The organism is Agrobacterium sp. MS2 (genome assembly GCF_003261015.1).
Lineage (GTDB): Bacteria > Pseudomonadota > Alphaproteobacteria > Rhizobiales > Rhizobiaceae > Agrobacterium > Agrobacterium pusense.
The window spans coordinates 150,960-166,763 of sequence record NZ_QLNF01000007.1 but is presented as its reverse complement, the minus strand read 5'-3'; the positions used below and the strand labels follow the sequence as shown (position 1 = coordinate 166,763).

Sequence of the window (15,804 nt, the reverse complement as noted above, 5' to 3'; positions counted from 1 at the left end):
TGAAGCAGCAGGGGCATGACGCGCAAGGATCGATGGATGTCTCCCGTTTGGGGACGGCGGGAGTTTTTGGCCCTGCTCGCTGCTGCGGCCTTTGCTGGCGCGACGCGGGCACAGTCGACCCCGCGCATTGCCGCCATTGACTGGGCGATGCTCGAAACAGCCGTGGCCCTTGGCGTCATGCCGGTGGCGGCGACCGAGCTTATCCAGTTCCGGGCGGGTGCGCTGGAGCCCGAAATCCCGGAAACCGTCGCCGATCTCGGCCTGCGCGGCGCTCCGAATTTCGAGCTCCTGCAACTGACCCGACCCGATCTCATTCTGATCTCGCCCTTCTACACCCGCTACACCGGCAGGCTTGAAGCTATCGCGCCGGTCTTCTCGTTGCCCTTTTACGTAAAGGGCGAGCCGCCTTTCGCAAAGGCGCTGGCGGCAGTCACGGCGCTTGGTGAAAAGCTCGGGCGGGCCGAAGAGGCGCGCAGGGTTCTGGGTGAAACGGAAGCGGCGCTGCACGCCATGCGGACCCGCCTCGCCGGATTTGCGGCGCGGCCGACCTATGTGATCAATATCGGCGACGCGCGACATTTTCGCGCTTTCGGCGCGGACAGCATGTTCGGGGATGTTCTTGGCCGGCTGGGGCTCGCCAATGCCTGGGTGGATCGTTCGCAATTCACTTTCGCGGCTCCGGTCCCGATTGAAAACCTCGCGGCCTCGCCGGATGCCCGCATCGTCGTCGTCTCCGATATTCCGGTCGAGGCACGGGAAACGTTGCGCAACAGCGCAATCTGGCGGGCACTGCCTGCCGTGCGGGAAAACCGCGTTGTGACGCTTGCCAATGTCGCCCCCTATGGCGGCATCACCGCCGGCATGCGTTTTGCGCGGCTTCTGACCGAAGCGCTTTCGGTGCGGGGGGAAGCCCTGTGACGGCGCGCCCTCTCCAGATTGTCCTGGGGCTGCTGTTCGCTCTCGCATGCGGGCTCTCCCTGCATGCAGGGCTGCTCCGGCTGCCGTTCAGCGCATGGCCCAGTCCACCGTTCGATGCCGCCAACCTGTCGATGGATCAGGTGATTTTCGCCTTCAGCCTGATGCCCCGCGTGGCGGTTTCCGTTCTGGCGGGCGCAATGCTCGGTCTGTCCGGGGCGCTTTTCCAGCAATTGCTGCGCAATCCGATTGCCGATCCTTCGACGCTCGGCATCTCGGCCGGCGCGCAACTGGCCATCGTCATCGCCACCCTGTTTTTTCCGTCTGTTCTGGACGGTAACCGCGCCCTGGTGGCGCTTGCCGGGGCCGCTGCGGCCGCGGGTATTGTCTTCCTGCTTGGCTGGCGGCGCTCCTTCGAGCCGGTGACCATGGTGGTGTCAGGATTGCTGGTCGGCATCACCGCCGCTTCCGTTTCCGCGGCGCTGACGCTCGCGCAGGGCGAATATCTGATGTCTCTGGTGGTCTGGAACGGCGGCTCGCTTAGCCAGCAGGACTGGTCGAACGCCCTGTCTCTCACCTGCCAGCTTCTGGCGGGGCTCGTTCTGACCGGCCTGCTGATAAGGCCTTTGACGGTTCTCGGTCTCGGCGATTCTGGTGCTCGATCGCTCGGCGTATCGCTGTTTTCGATCAGGCTCGCGGTTGCGGCCGTCGCCGTCATGCTGGCCGCCTTCGTTGCTTCTGCGGTCGGTCTCGTCAGCTTTATCGGTCTTGCCGCACCGGCACTCACCCGGGCGCTGGGCGTGCGGCGCTCGTCTTCCGTTCTGTTCGTTTCGCCGCTGCTCGGCGGCCTGCTTCTATGGTTCTGCGATAGTCTGGTCCAGCTTCTGGCAAGCACGACGGCGGAAGTTTTTCCAACGGGAGCGGTGACGGCCCTGATCGGCGGTCCACTGCTTCTGTGGCTCCTGCCGAAAATCCGGCCGACAGACGTGCAGCGCGGTGAAGGCGTCGAGCTTGCGACAAGACGCCGGCTTGCGTCCCTGCTGCCTGCACTGGCCATCATGGCGGTGCTGGTGTTTGCCGCACTCGCCGTCGGCAAGGGACCGGATGGCTGGGAAATGCTGAAGGCGGACGATCTGCAAAGCCTGTTGCCGTTCCGCTGGCCCCGGCTGCTGGCCGCCATGGCCGCTGGCGGTCTTCTCGCGATGGCGGGTGCTCTTTTGCAGCGACTGACAGGCAACCCGATGGCGAGCCCGGAGGTGATCGGCGTCAGCGGCGGTGCGGGCCTCGGTTTTGCCGTCGCCATCACCATTTTTCCGGCAGCAGGCCTGCTGGAACTGTTTTGCGGCGCCGGCATCGGCTCGGCGGTCGTCATGATCCTTGTGCTCTTCTTCGCCGTGCGCAGACACCTCCCGCCGGAAAAGATACTGCTCGCGGGCATTGCCGTCAGTTCGTTCTGCTCGGCGGTGCTTTCGGCGCTGCTTGCCATTGGCGACCAGCGGGCATGGCAGATCCTCGCTTGGCTCAGCGGCTCGGGTTCGACGGCAACGCCGGCTTCGGCGATCTTTCTCGCCGTTCTTTCCATCGTGCTTCTGGCGGGAGCGTTATCGGCCACGCGCTGGCTGACGATCCTGCCGCTTGGGCGGGATGTGCCGCTCTCCCTCGGCCTGCCGCTCGGCGCTGCGCGAACCGCCGTCATCGCCGTGGCCGGCATTGCCACCGGTGCCGCCTCGCTGCTGGTTGGTCCCTTGAGTTTCGTCGGGTTGATGGCGCCCCATATTGCGCTGCGCTCCGGTTTCACAACGCCACGTGACCATTTCTTCGCCTCCTTCCTGTTCGGCGCGGTGCTGATGGCGCTTTCCGATCTTGGCGCGCGGACGGTGACCTTTCCCTATGAACTGCCGCTCGGACTTTTTGCGGCGCTTGCCGGCGCGCCCTATCTGATCTGGCTTTCAGGCAGGCGATGATGAATTTTTTGAAAGATGTATGGAGATGAGAAGCATGGGTCAGGCAGTGCCTGCGGCCGGTTACGATGACATGCCGCTTTTTTCTCTGGATGGCGTCACCATGGAAGTGCCGGGCAGGACATTGCTGCAGCCGCTGACGGCCAGTTTTGCGACCGGCAAGACCATCGGCCTGATCGGCCATAACGGTTCGGGAAAATCCACGCTGCTGAAGATTCTCGCACGGATACAGGAGCCGACGGCGGGCCGGGTGTCCTTCGAAGGGAAGGCGCTTGCCGCCTGGGGCGATCGGGAATTTGCGCGAAAGCTCGCCTATCTGCCGCAATACACGCCGGCCGCTTCCGGCATGCTGGCCAAGGAACTGGTTGCACTTGGCCGTTATCCCTGGCACGGCGCGCTGGGCCAGTTTACGAAGGCGGATCAAGAAAAAGTGGACGAGGCGATCCAGCTTACCGATACCGTTGCCTTCCGCGACCGGCTGGTGGATACGCTTTCGGGTGGCGAGCGTCAGCGCGTCTGGCTTGCCATGCTGGTGGCCCAGAATGCCGAAAGCCTGCTTCTCGATGAACCCATCTCGGCACTCGACCTGGCGCACCAGATCGAGGTGCTTTCGCTGGTGCAGAGACTGTCGCGTGAAAAAGGCCTTGGCGTCATCGTCGTGCTGCACGACGTCAACATGGCGGCACGCTTCTGCGACGAGATCGTCGCGCTGCATTCCGGCCGATTGATTGCCCGGGGAACGCCGGAAGAGATCATGACGCCGGAGACGCTGGAGCGCATCTATGGCGTGCGAATGGACGTGATGACCCACGCCGCCACCGGCCTTCGCGTGGCCCTGCCGCTCTGATGTTGTTGCTGCAGAACCACGCCCGCCAAACGCTTGCTGTTGATGGTGATTCCGCACGCATTTCCCGCCCTAACAATGTCTTAATGGCATCCTACCGCCATCAGACATTGTTAACCGTTCGGCTTTCATCGCCTCCAATTAAGTTGTTTTGGATCGATTTCAGGGAACAAACGTTAACAGTGCGGAATTCAATATCCGGAGAGGGCAAGAAGGGCTGCTGCGGGTAGGAATAAAACAGGAGATAATCAGATGAAAAAGGCTGTTGCCGTAACTTTTGCCGCATTGACGATGGGCCTTGGCGGAACCGCATCCGCACTCGCTGCCGACCTTGCACGATACGAGCCGGCTCCGCAGGAGCAGGACGATCGCAACGGCGTCAAGATCGGTTACCTCACCTGCGATATCGGCGGCGGCGTCGGTTACGTTCTCGGCTCGGCCAAGGAACTGGATTGCACCTTCCAGTCCACGATCGGCGCACGTCGTACCGACCATTATAGCGGCGCTATCCGCAAGATGGGCGTTGACCTTGGTTTCACCACGCAGGGCCGTCTGGTCTGGGCCGTTTTCGCCCCGACCGCCGGTTACCACCGCGGTTCGCTTGGCGGCCTCTATCAGGGCGCAACGGCTGAAGTCACCGTCGGTCTCGGCGTTGGCACGAACGTTCTCGTCGGCGGTACTTCCGGCTCGATCCAGCTGCAGACAGTGAGCGTGACCGGCCAGGTTGGCCTTAATCTCGCCGCCACCGGCACCTCGGTGACGCTGACGGCCATGAACTGATCCGGCTGATGCCCGGAGGCTAGAGCCGGGCATTAGGTCGCATGACAAAACACGCCCTCTTCGTTGTCAGACGCAGAGGGCGTTGTATTATCAAGGGTATGATGTCCCCGATCAAAAAAGTCGCGGCCGCGGTCGCGTTCATCCTCCTCCCGGCGTCGGGCGCTTTCTCCGAAGGCGATGCTGCGCATGGCGAGAAGGTTTTCAGTCGCTGCTCCACCTGCCACAGCATCGACGCGCCGCGCACCCGCATGGGGCCGCATCTGATGGGCGTGGTCGGAAGACCGATCGCATCTATCGCTGACTACAGCCACTATTCACAGGCGCTGAAGGATGCTGGAGCGGCAGGCAGGGTTTGGTCGGAGGAGGAGTTGCAGAAATTTCTGTCCAGTCCGAAGAAGGCGCTCCCGGGAAATGCAATGCGCTTTTTCGGCCTCTGGAGCGAGAGTGATATCGCCGATCTCATTGCTTATCTGAAAACCCGTCCGCTGCCGCAATAACGTCAGAGCGGTGCTTCCGATAAAATATCTTCCGCTTCTTTCGTCGTCATCGACATAACCTTCGACCCGATTTCGAAACCAAAACCATTGCGGGCAAATGCCGAAAACTCCTTTGCCTTGCGCTTCTCATCAAGCTCGACCCGACGGTAAGGGCCAAAAGCCCGTTTTCGCGCGAAATTGATGGCTGCGACCAGATCGTTGGTTTCCTGAAGGGCGACGGCTGCGGTCTCCCGGTCTATCCCCTTAAGCTGCAGCTTTTGCGCCAGCCCCCGTTTCGATTTGCCGCTGCGCTGCCCGCTTCGCACGGTGATTTCCGCAAAGGCTGTATCGTCAAGCGCCTTGATCTCATAAGCGAAACGCACCGCGAAATCGCCAAGCGCCTTTATCTGCGCGGCGCCGATATCCTCGAATTTTTCCCGTGCCTTGCGCATGATGGCGTCGCGCAGCTGCTTTTCCGTCATCATGCGCTGTTCCAGCCGGTATAGAGCGGAATTGCGTGCCCAGGAGAGCATGCGGCTGGTTGGTTCAACGGCCGGGGCTTTGCCGTCGAACTCCATATCGTCAGTCAGGAAAAGGTTGGAATCGTCACTCATGGGCCAATTATAGCGCTCTGAAGCGATCTTGCCACTTCCTGCCAGACCAGCGTTTTCGGATTTCAGGGTGTCTGTGCACCGGTTGCGGCGACATAGACCGAATAGAGCGATTTTGTCGCGGTGATGAACAGGCGGTTCTTTTTCGGCCCGCCGAAGGTGAGGTTCGCCACTGTCTGCGGCACCTTGATCTTGCCGATGAGTGTGCCGTCAGGCGCAAAGCAGTGCACGCCGTCACCGGCGCTCGTCCACAGATTGCCGGCCGTGTCGAGGCGAAAGCCATCTGGCAGGCCATTGTCGATATTGCAGAATTCCCGGCCGTTGGCGAGTTTTACGCCATCCACGACGTCGAAGACGCGGATATGGCGGGGTCGGGTGACATCGTGGCTGTAGGAACTGTCGGCAATGTAGAGCTTCGTTTCGTCAGGCGAAAATGCGAGGCCGTTCGGCTGCACGAAGTCGTCGATGGCGATGTCGATCTTTCCGGTAGCGGGATCGAGCCGGTAGACATTGCGGGTCTTCTGCTCCGGCTCGGCCTTGTAGCCCTCGTAATCGGACAGAATGCCGTAGGTCGGGTCGGTGAACCAGACGCTGCCATCTGATTTCACCACCACGTCATTGGGTGAGTTCAGCCGCTTGCCGTCGTAGCTATCGGCAAGGACGGTGATCGAGCCGTCGACCTCGGTGCGGGTGACGCGGCGGCCTCCATGTTCGCAGGACACAAGACGTCCCTGCCGGTCGCGGGTGTTGCCGTTGGTGAAGTTGGAGGGCTGGCGATAAACCGAGATTCCGCCATCCGGCACCCAGCGAAGCATGCGCTCATTGGGGATATCGCTGAAAAGCAGGCAGTTCAGGTCGGCGAACCACACCGGTCCCTCTGCCCAGCGGCAGCCCGAATAAAGCTCTTCCAGCTCGGCATTGCCGACGATCAGGTGGCGGAAACGGTCGTCGTGAATTTCGTAAGGTGAAGTCTTGTCTGTGGTCATGAGCGTGGTCCGCTTTGGCTTGTCGTTCGGGGTCAGCGCGTGGCCTTCGGGCCGCTCGCCAGAAGAATGACGGAGATGATGATGAGACCGGTGAGGATGAGGCGGATGCCCGCGCCGAAACCATAGGTATTCAGCATCGAGACCACCAGGAACATGAAGAGCGATGCACCCCATATGCCGGGCACGTTGGAATCCCCTCCCGCCACCGCCGTGCCGCCGATGACAACGACGGCGATGGACATCAGCAGATATTCCGAGCCCATGTTGAGCGCCGCACCGCCGGAGAAGCTGGCGAGCAGGTAACCGGCAATTGCCGCCAGCACCGCACAGAGGACGTAGGTGACGAAGCGTGCGCCATCCACGGGAATGCCGGTCATGCGGGCAGCGAAGGTGCTCTGGCCGATGGCGGCAATCCAGCGTCCGTAGAAGGAGCGGTCCAGCAGCAGCCATGCAATGACGGAAAGCAGCAGGGCGACCAGGGCGACGTTGGGAATGCCGAGAAAACTCGATGTGGCGAATGTGGCCAATGTTTCCGGCGGCTTGATGCGCAGGCCGCGGTTCGACCAGATGGCGATGGACTGCACGATGAAGCTCATGGAGAGCGTCGCGATGATCGGCGGGATGCGCAGGAGCTTGATCAGGGCATAATTGCCGATGCCGATGGCGATACCGATGAGGATGGCGATCAGCAATCCCGGCAGAATGAGTCTGTCCGATACATCCATGAACTTCAAGGCAAGCGTCCCCGACAGCGTCATCGTCGCGGGAACGCAGAGGTCGATATTTCCGGGCCCGAGCGTGATGACGAACATCTGGCCGATGCCGACGATGACAGAAAAGGCCGCGAAGGTGAGTGCTGCGTGCGACAGGCCGAATGAGCTTGCGCCGCCAGTGAAGAGCACGGTAATGATCCACACCGCAATGGTTGCGGCGAAGGACCATATCCACGGTTTTCTGGTGAGGGAAGAGAGCCCGTTCATTGGTTTTTCTCCCGCTTTTCGAGACGGTTGAGCAGGATGCGCAATGCCAGCACGATGATGAGGATTGCCCCTTGCGCGCCAATCTGCCAGTCCGGCGAGAAGCGCATGAAGGAGAGGAAGGAGCCTGCAAGCGTCAGCGTCAGCGCGCCGATGACGGCACCGATGGGCGATACTCTTCCGCCGACGAATTCGCCGCCGCCGAGGATGACGCCGGCAATCGACAGTAGCGTGTAGCGCAGCGCGATATTGGCGTCGGCCGATGTCGTCAGGCCCACGAGGGCGATACCGGAGAGCACCGCGAAGAAACCGGCCAGCGCAAAGGTAGCGGCGCGGATGCCGATGACTGACCAGCCGGAACGCTCGACAGAGCGGAAATTTCCGCCGACGCCGCGCATCAACACGCCGAACGAGGAGCGCATGACGATATAATGGGCGATTACCGCAATCAGGATACTGGCGACGATCGCGATCGGCACGAAAGGCGGTTTCGCCGTCATCAGCGTGCGGATGAAGGCAGGCGCCTGGCCGCCGGGCGAGGGGAGAATGAGCACGGCGAGGCCGCCCCAGACGAAACTCATGCCCAGTGTGACGACGATGGAGGGCAGGGCGCGGATATGGATGATGGCGCCGAGCAGTGCATAAACCGCGATCGACCCAGCAAAGATCGCAATACCGAGGAATGGCGTCGTTTGCAGGAAGGTGGCGGTGACGCAGGCGCAGAAACTGACGAAAGTGCCCATCGACAGGTCGAGATCGTTGACCGACATGATGAGCATCTGCGCAATGGTGGCGAGTGCAATCGGCACTGCCAGATTGAACAGTAGGTTCAAGCCGGTATAGCTCATGGCACGCGGCTGCATGTAGAAGACCGCGGCGAGCAGGAAGGCGAGCGAGGCGGCGGGAATGATGAGGCGGAGCGCGTTTGCCGAAAGTTTCATGCGTGGTCTTCTCCGGCAAAGGAAGCGGCCAGCACATTCTGCTCGGTAATGTCGTCGCCGACGAGTTCGGCCTGAATGGCGCCGTCGCGGAAGACATAAACCCGGTCACAGAGACGGATCTCATCCATCTCGGTCGAGTACCAGATGAAGGTGCGGCCGTGAGAGGCTTCAGTTCTCAAGATATCGTAGACCTCCTGTTTGGTGCCGATATCGACGCCGCGCATCGGATCGTCCATCAAAACGGTGCTGGCGGTGGTGGCGAGCGCACGGGCAAAAAGCACTTTCTGCTGGTTGCCGCCGGAGAGAGACAGGATCTTGTTGCCCATGTCGGGCGTGCGAATTTCGATGCGCTTTTTCCACTGCGCGCCCAGTTCGCTCTCCTTGCTCCTGTCCACAATGCCCGCGGATGAAATATCCCGCAGCGACGCGATGGAGAGGTTCTTCAGGATGCTCCACAGCGGGAAGGTGCCGTTGAGGCCGCGGTCGCCCGCGACGAAAGCGATATCGGTCTTGCGCGTCGGCAGCCAGCTGCTGTTGCGGGCAAGATAGAGGTCGAGAAGCGCTTCGGTCTGGCCATGTCCGCCGAGGCCGGCAAGGCCGATGATCTCTCCGCGGAAAGCCTCGAAGGCAAGGCCTTCGCCCCGGCGCGCCGGCATGGAAAGCACCTTTTCGCCCGCCTTGCGGCTCTCACCCTTTTGCCTGTCCTGCGGCTTGACGACGCTGCCCATGGCCTCCACCAGCGTCCGCGTGGTGAATTCGGCGGCGGGCCGGTTGGCCACCACGCGGCCATCCTTCATGACAACGATGCGGGTGGCGGTTGAAAGAATTTCACCGAGAATATGCGAGATCAACAGAACGGAGCCGCCGGTGCGCACAAAACGCCGGACATAATCCATCAATTGTTCGGCCAAGCCGGCGTCGAGCGAAGATGTCGGCTCGTCGAGAATGACCAGCCTCGGGGCTTCGGGTGTGCGGCAGAAATTGATGGCGATTTCCACCATCTGCCTCTCTGCAATCGATAGCTCGGCAATCGTCAGTTCGCAATCGATGCCGTGGCCGGGAAAAATCTCGTCGAGCGTCTGGCGGATCATGGAAAGAGCGCGCCCGCGCCAGTTCCGCCCGTTCATGGCAGCATGCATGATGCGGACGTTTTCGCTGATTGTCAGATTGGGGCAGAGCGAGAGTTCCTGAAAGACGCAGCGCACGCCGCTCGCACGCGCAGCGGCTATGCCGTGGCGGTTCTGGTTCCCACGATAGGAAATGGAGCCTTCATGCGGTGTGAGCCCGCCATTGATGACATTGACGATGGTGGATTTGCCTGCGCCATTGTGGCCAACGAGCCCGAGGCATTCCCCGGCGCGGATGACGAGATCGGCCCCATCCAGCGCCCTGACCGCGCCGAACACGACCTTCACGCCGCGCGCGGCGACGACTTCTTCCGCCTCGATGATGTCATTCATGAGCAATTACGCCAGTGATCTGAAATTGAATGTAGGCATCACTGCGGCGCTTCCTTCGAAAGCGCCGCAGGATCAGGTAGGAACCGCGGGTTACTTCGCCGCGGAAATCACCTTCTGGGCATCCTCAAGCGAATATTCCACATTCGCCACGCCACCCTTCTGGGTGTTCTTGAGGTTGTCCTCGAGATTGGCCTGGTCGATGCGCAGGAAGGGCACCGTCAGGTCCTTCTTCACATCCTTGCCGTCGAGAATTTGCTGCGCCACCCAGAAAGCCAGCGTCGAAACACCGGGTGCGATGGAGACGGACATGGTCTCATAGCCGCTCGCATCCTTCTGCTGTTTCCACCATTGCAGCTCGTCTTCGCGGTTGCCCATGACGATGGTCGGCGTCGGGCGCTTGGCGGCGGCAAAAGCCTGGGCCGCACCGTAACCGTCACCACCCTGCGTTACGACGGCCGCGATCTCGGGAAGGCTTGGCAAAATGCCGGCAACGGCGCGCTGGGCGACATCCTGCGCCCAGTCGCCATTGACCGAACCAACGATCTTGAATTGCGGGTTCTTGGCGACGGCGTCGACAATACCAGCATGGATTTCGTCATCCACGGAAACACCGGCCAGGCCGCGAATTTCGAGCAGGTTGCCGCCCTTCGGCATGGCCTTGGCAAGGTAGTCGATCTGGCTTGCGCCCATGGCCTTGAAGTCGACCGCAATGCGCCATGCGCAAGGCTCGGTGACGATGCCGTCGAAGGATACGACGGTGATGCCCGCATCGCAGGCTTCCTTAACCGCGCCGTTGAGTGCAGTCGGCGAAGCGGCGTTGATGACGATGGCGTCGTAACCCTGCAGGATCAGGTTCTGGATCTGCGCCGCCTGTTCGGTCGCCTGGTTTTCGGCTGTCGTGAAGGCGTCAGCTGCGGCCACCTGCTTGTCGGCAACCGCCTGCTTGGTGATCTTGTCCCAGCTGGTCAGCATCGCCTGACGCCAGGAATTGCCTGCGTAATTGTTTGAAAGCGCAATCTTTTTTGCCGACGTATCGGCATGAGCGGTGATCGGCAGCGCTGCACATGCGACAGCGGCCGATGCCAGAAGCATCTTCCTGAAAGCCATTTGATTTCCTCCCTCGTGGCTTGCCCTTTTCGAGCCCGGAATTCTCGCACGCCGCAAATCTCCTCGGCGGCAGGCGGAATTCCTTTGCACTGGAGCTCCTTTCCCCAGTAGAAGCGAGAATGACCAAGAAGATTTGGCTTGTATAGGCGGATCGCGGCAATCTTCCTGCGGATTTCCGCATAAAGCTTGCGGGAACCCGCAGGACGAAAGGCCACTGCCGGGCGCAGAATGAAGAATGCGGACCCGATGGGTTAAATCTTCGCCGCAGGGATTGGAGGCAGACGCTTGGGAGGGCGTCCGCACATGCTGGATACGCCGAAAAGCGCTCTTTTTCATCACTATATGGGCATTTCGAGGCTGCTCGCCGGGCAGCTGGAGTTTAATGCCATCATTCAGGCGGTCGCAACCGAGATCAGCCATATCATCCCGCATGATCACATGGATGTCTGCATCAAGCAGCTGGATGACAAGTATCACATTGCCTATGAGAGCGGTCTGGTCAGCGCCTGGAGCCGACAGCCGCCCGCACTTCTCACCGGAAGCCCGATCCGGTCGCTGTTGTCGGGCTCGGTCGAATATCTTTTAAGCGGCGACGCCTGTTCCGATCCGCGCTTTCATTTCGAAGGGTCATTTTCTAGCCCCATCATCGAACTTGGCCTGCACAGCCGCCTGCATGTCCCCATGAAGGTGCATGGCGACATCATCGGTGCGCTCAGTTGCTCCTCGCACCAGTCGAACGCCTATACGATGGAAGATGTCACCAATGCCCGCGCCGTTGCGGATTTGCTGGCGCCCTATTTCTACGCCATTCGTGCGGCTGAACAGGCCAAGCGCTCGGCCATCGAGGAGGCGCGCGCCAATGCCCGCGAAGAAGGCCTGCGCCTCGGCGCGCTGCAATTGACGGAAGCGTTGGAGGCCGAGCGGCAGCGCATCGGCATGGACCTGCATGACCAGACCCTAGCCGACCTGACGCGGCTTGCGCGGCGTATCGAGCGCATGAGCCACACTCCCGATATTTCCGGCGAGATGCTGGAGCCGGTGGTGCGCAGCCTGCAGCATTGCATGCAGGATCTACGCGAGATCATCGAGGAGGCGAAACCCTCGATCCTGCAATTGTTCGGCGTCGTTGAAGCCATCGAGACCTATGTGGACCGCTCCGTGCGCGACAGCGGATGCGCTATCGACTGGTCAGTGAAGGACGAGACGGAGGGGCTGGTTGAAAGGCTGGACAAGACGGTGGCCATATCGCTCTTCCGCATCGTGCAGGAGGCCGTGAACAATGCCATTCGCCATGCCCAGCCCGAAACGATTGCCGTGAGACTGGCCGCAATCGACGGCGGGTTGCGGGTGACCGTGAGCGATGACGGCAATGGCGGCGGTGACAGTGGTGCCCCCGGCGGTCTAGGCATGGGCAACATGAAGACGCGGGCGCGGCTGATCTCTGCCCGGTTCGACAGAGGCGGCAACCGTGATGGGGCGGGTACCTGCATCACCGTCACCCTGCCTGCGGGCGCTTTCAATTTTCGGGAGGAGATGTGACATGGACGTGCTCATCGTTGAGGATGATGCCCTGCACCGGGCCTATCTGAACGAGGCGGTAAGAGCCGCCCTGCCGGAATGCGACAAGGTGCTGGAGGCGGCAAACGGCAAAACCGGCGAAAAGCTGGCGCGGGAAAATCGCGCCGCCCATATCGTCATGGACTTGCAGATGAACGAGCGCAACGGCATCGAGGCGGCCCGCACCATCTGGAAGGAAAGGCCGGATACCCGCATCCTGTTCTGGTCCAATTATTCCGACGAGGCCTATGTACGTGGCGTTTCCCGCATCGTGCCTGAGGGTGCCGCCTATGGCTATGTGCTGAAATCCGCCTCCGATGATCGCCTGCGGCTGGCCCTTCGCAGCATCTTCATCGAGGCGCAATGTGTGATCGACCGGGAAGTGCGCGGCCTGCAGGAGAAGAGCCTCGGCAAGGCGCATGGCTTTACCGATTCCGAATATGAAATTCTTGTCGATGTCGCGCTTGGACTTACCGATAAGGCGATTGCGCGCCGGCGGAACCTGTCGCTGCGCAGCGTGCAGAACCGTCTGCAAAGTCTCTACGAGAAGCTGAACGTGCATCAGGCGGCCGGCGATGACGAGGCGGAAGGCCGGTATAATCTTAGAACCCGCGCCGTTACCGTCGCATTCCTGCGCAAGCTTTTGAATTACAGCGCGCTGGAAAAGGCCGAACGCGAACTGGCGGAATGGGTGGGAGGCCGCTGACCTGTCAGGGTAAAAAGGCCAGCAGACGTCGTTCATCCGCCCTGAGGCCGGAGACGGGTTTTGCCCCGACCTTCAAGATGCGGCTGAGCTTTTTCTGGGCCTTTTCCTCCGTGGCGATATCGAGAACAGCGGGGTGCACATAGCTCTTGCGGCAGATGGCAGGCGTATTGGAAAGCTCGGTCGCCGCAGCCTGGCACATGCCCTTTATGCTCGGTTTTTCACCGGCTGCCACATGCTCCATGGCGTTGCAGAAGGCCGCGAGCGTTCCGCCCCAGGTGCGGAAGGTCTTGGCGGAAATGCCCTGGCCGCCGATGCGTGAGAGATATGCGTTGAGATCGCTGGAATCGACGGAGTGAACCCTGTTTTCACTATCCTGCCAGACGAAGAGTTCCTTGCCGGGCAGATCGGCGATCTCTTCAAGAATTTTCTGGAGGCGGGGGTGGCGTAATTGCCGTTTCACCTTCTGCCCGCCTTTGGCGGCGAAGCGCAATTCGATGGTTTCACCGAAGGAAACGTGCCGCTTGAGCAATGTCGTTGCGCCATAGGTGCCGTTACTCTCAAGATAGGAGCGATTTCCGACGCGCAAATAGGCGGCATCAAGCAACAGGGTGAGGGCTGCAAGCGTCATTTCCTGCCCGTGGTCCTGTTTACCGACGTCGGCCATGGCGCGACGGCGGATGGCAGGGAGCGCCCTTCCGAAGCTTTTGAGCTGGAAGAACTTCGTTTCTCCCCTGAGCGTATGCCAGTCGGGATGATAACGATATTGCTTTCGGCCGCGGGCATCAAACCCGGTGGCCTGCAGATGCCCCGACGGGTCGATGCAGATCCAGACATCCTTATACGCGGGCGGTACACCGAGCGATTTGATGCGCTTCAGCTCATCACTATCGCAGAGGAGTTCGCCGCCCGGCAGCCGATAACAGAAACCGCGCCCGCGTTTCTCGCGGGAAATACCCGGTTCCTGATCACTGACATAGGCAAGTCCGATTTTGGCAAGAAGGCGGGTTGGCGGCTGTGGCATTGTTTTTCCCGGCAGGTTTCACGCTGCGGCAAACGAAAAACAGGCCGCCTTCGTTCCGGCGGCCTGCTGTTCCTGTCATGGCTTTCTCAGGTGGCCTTGGCGATCCGTAAAATTTGCGAGTTGCCGCCGCCGCGTTCTTCAGTCACGGCATAAACAGCGCCATCCGGACCCACTTTCACATCACGAATGCGCGCTTCCAGCGGCAATCGGCTTTCCGTCGCAACCCTGTCGCCGTCTATGTGCAGAATGACGAGGCCCTGACTTACCAGACCGCCGACGATGAAGGCTCCCTTCCACTCGGGAATCCCGTCACCGTCGTAAAAGGCCATGCCGGACGGGCCGATGACGGGGTCCCAATAATAAACCGGCTGTTCCATGCCTTCCCTCGCGGTGGCGCCTTCGCCAACGGACCGGCCGCTATATTCGACGCCGTAGGTGATCACCGGCCAGCCATAATTGAGGCCCGCCTTCGGCAGGTTCAGCTCATCGCCGCCTTTCGGGCCATGTTCCACTGTCCAGAGCCTGCCCTGTCCATCCAGCGCTGCCGATTGGAGGTTACGGTGGCCATAGCTCCATATCTCGGGGAGGGCGTTCTGCTGGCCGGCGAAGGGGTTGCCCTCGAAGGCCTTGCCTTCGGCATCAATGCGGAAGACCTTGCCGAGCCCGCTCGAGAGGTCCTGCGCCTGCACACGCGGCGTTGCGTCTGAACGTTCACCGACAGTGACGTAGAGCTCATTGTTCTGGCCGAAAACCAGCCGTGATCCGAAATGCTTGTCGCCATCATAGGTCGGCATCTGGCGGAAGATCACCGAGACGTCTTCCAGTTTCGCCGCTCCACCGTCTTCTGTCAGTTTGGCCGATGCGACGGAGGTGCCGTTACCGCCCTCACGCGGCTCGGAAAAGGAGAAGAAGATTTTACGGGAGGTTTCGAAATCGGGCGCCAGCGCTATGTCGAGAAGCCCGCCCTGTCCATCGGAAGCCACCTCCGGCACGCCTTCTATCGCCGGCCCGGCCTTGCCGTCAGCGACGATATGCATGGCGCCCTCCTTGGCAGCGACGATCATGCGACCATCGGGCAGGAATTCCATGGACCACAGATGCGGCAGACCATCGGCGACGACGGTTTTTTCGATGCTCGGCTGGGCAGCAGCCTGCGGCGCGCGCGTCTGGCCCTCAAAAGCCGGTTTCTGATCCGGCGCATTGGGCCGTTTCGTTTCGGCAGCCGGGGCGGTCTGTGCGTTGGCTGCGCCGGCCGAAGGAACGGCAAGCATCGCGCACAGGATCGTCGAATTCAGAAATCGGTTGTTGTGGAACATGGGTCTCCCTTCCGTCGTTTAGGTCACGCAGGAAACCATTTGGGGAGGATTTCGTTTCCTTCGACAGTTTCAAGAAAACTTGATCATTGCGTGTGCAGGCGTCACGCTCTTTTCTCATCCATGCGAATTCATAGGGAACCGCGAGC

The 15,804-nt window shown here is 61.0% G+C and carries 15 protein-coding genes; 7 read left to right on the top strand and 8 right to left on the bottom strand.

The genetic code is table 11. The features are described 5' to 3' along the window. Window positions 1–15 precede the first annotated feature (15 nt). From DOU54_RS02415 to DOU54_RS02395, 5 genes are all read left to right on the top strand, one after another. On the top strand, window positions 16–918 hold the full coding sequence (locus tag DOU54_RS02415; protein ID WP_022563410.1) for an iron-siderophore ABC transporter substrate-binding protein: 903 nt from the start codon (window positions 16–18) through the stop codon (window positions 916–918). Continuing rightward, window positions 915–2,879 (top strand): Fe(3+)-hydroxamate ABC transporter permease FhuB, encoded by a 1,965-nt coding sequence (gene fhuB / locus DOU54_RS02410; RefSeq protein ID WP_113730426.1) that lies wholly within the window; start codon window positions 915–917, stop codon window positions 2,877–2,879. Before DOU54_RS02415 ends, fhuB begins: the two co-directional genes overlap by 4 nt. 34 nt (window positions 2,880–2,913) lie before the next feature. Beyond that, window positions 2,914–3,723, top strand: a complete 810-nt coding sequence (locus DOU54_RS02405) for an ATP-binding cassette domain-containing protein (RefSeq protein ID WP_113730552.1) — start codon at window positions 2,914–2,916, stop codon at window positions 3,721–3,723. Window positions 3,724–3,972: 249 nt separating this feature from the next. Further along, on the top strand, window positions 3,973–4,500 hold the full coding sequence (locus DOU54_RS02400; RefSeq protein WP_004437608.1) for a DUF992 domain-containing protein: 528 nt from the start codon (window positions 3,973–3,975) through the stop codon (window positions 4,498–4,500). Window positions 4,501–4,598: 98 nt separating this feature from the next. After that, entirely contained in the window at window positions 4,599–4,997 is a 399-nt protein-coding gene (locus DOU54_RS02395) for a c-type cytochrome (protein WP_044459488.1), read from the top strand. Window positions 4,998–4,999: 2 nt separating this feature from the next. Here the strand turns inward: DOU54_RS02395 and recX are convergent, their stop codons facing one another. From recX to DOU54_RS02365, 6 genes are all read right to left on the bottom strand, one after another. After that, on the bottom strand, window positions 5,000–5,590 hold the full coding sequence (recX, locus tag DOU54_RS02390; RefSeq protein WP_112416433.1) for a recombination regulator RecX: 591 nt from the start codon (window positions 5,588–5,590) through the stop codon (window positions 5,000–5,002). Window positions 5,591–5,652: 62 nt separating this feature from the next. Beyond that, window positions 5,653–6,573, bottom strand: a complete 921-nt coding sequence (locus DOU54_RS02385) for an SMP-30/gluconolactonase/LRE family protein (protein ID WP_006698128.1) — start codon at window positions 6,571–6,573, stop codon at window positions 5,653–5,655. A 32-nt stretch (window positions 6,574–6,605) separates the two neighbouring features. Beyond that, entirely contained in the window at window positions 6,606–7,553 is a 948-nt protein-coding gene (locus DOU54_RS02380; RefSeq protein ID WP_113730424.1) for an ABC transporter permease, read from the bottom strand. After that, a complete protein-coding gene (locus DOU54_RS02375) occupies window positions 7,550–8,491 on the bottom strand; it encodes an ABC transporter permease (protein WP_113730422.1) in 942 nt (313 codons plus the stop codon). The genes DOU54_RS02380 and DOU54_RS02375 overlap by 4 nt, the downstream gene beginning before the upstream one ends. Further along, entirely contained in the window at window positions 8,488–9,951 is a 1,464-nt protein-coding gene (locus tag DOU54_RS02370; RefSeq protein WP_100911341.1) for an ATP-binding cassette domain-containing protein, read from the bottom strand. The genes DOU54_RS02375 and DOU54_RS02370 overlap by 4 nt, the downstream gene beginning before the upstream one ends. A 90-nt stretch (window positions 9,952–10,041) precedes the next feature. Further along, a complete protein-coding gene (locus DOU54_RS02365; protein WP_004437634.1) occupies window positions 10,042–11,058 on the bottom strand; it encodes an ABC transporter substrate-binding protein in 1,017 nt (338 codons plus the stop codon). A gap of 303 nt (window positions 11,059–11,361) precedes the next feature. Between DOU54_RS02365 and DOU54_RS02355 the strand changes: the two genes are divergently transcribed. Together DOU54_RS02355 and DOU54_RS02350 are read left to right on the top strand one after the other, a co-directional pair. Next, entirely contained in the window at window positions 11,362–12,597 is a 1,236-nt protein-coding gene (locus tag DOU54_RS02355; protein WP_004437637.1) for a GAF domain-containing sensor histidine kinase, read from the top strand. Between the two features lies 1 nt (window position 12,598). Beyond that, window positions 12,599–13,321 (top strand): response regulator transcription factor, encoded by a 723-nt coding sequence (locus tag DOU54_RS02350; protein ID WP_113730421.1) that lies wholly within the window; start codon window positions 12,599–12,601, stop codon window positions 13,319–13,321. Between the two features lie 4 nt (window positions 13,322–13,325). On the opposite strand, the gene DOU54_RS02345 is transcribed toward DOU54_RS02350, so the two are convergent. Next, window positions 13,326–14,342 carry a DNA topoisomerase IB gene (locus tag DOU54_RS02345; protein ID WP_004437641.1) on the bottom strand — a complete coding sequence of 339 codons (1,017 nt, stop codon included), beginning with the start codon at window positions 14,340–14,342 and terminating at the stop codon, window positions 13,326–13,328. An 86-nt stretch (window positions 14,343–14,428) separates the two neighbouring features. Beyond that, window positions 14,429–15,658, bottom strand: a complete 1,230-nt coding sequence (locus tag DOU54_RS02340; RefSeq protein WP_113730419.1) for a PQQ-dependent sugar dehydrogenase — start codon at window positions 15,656–15,658, stop codon at window positions 14,429–14,431. Between the last annotated feature and the right edge of the window lie 146 nt (window positions 15,659–15,804).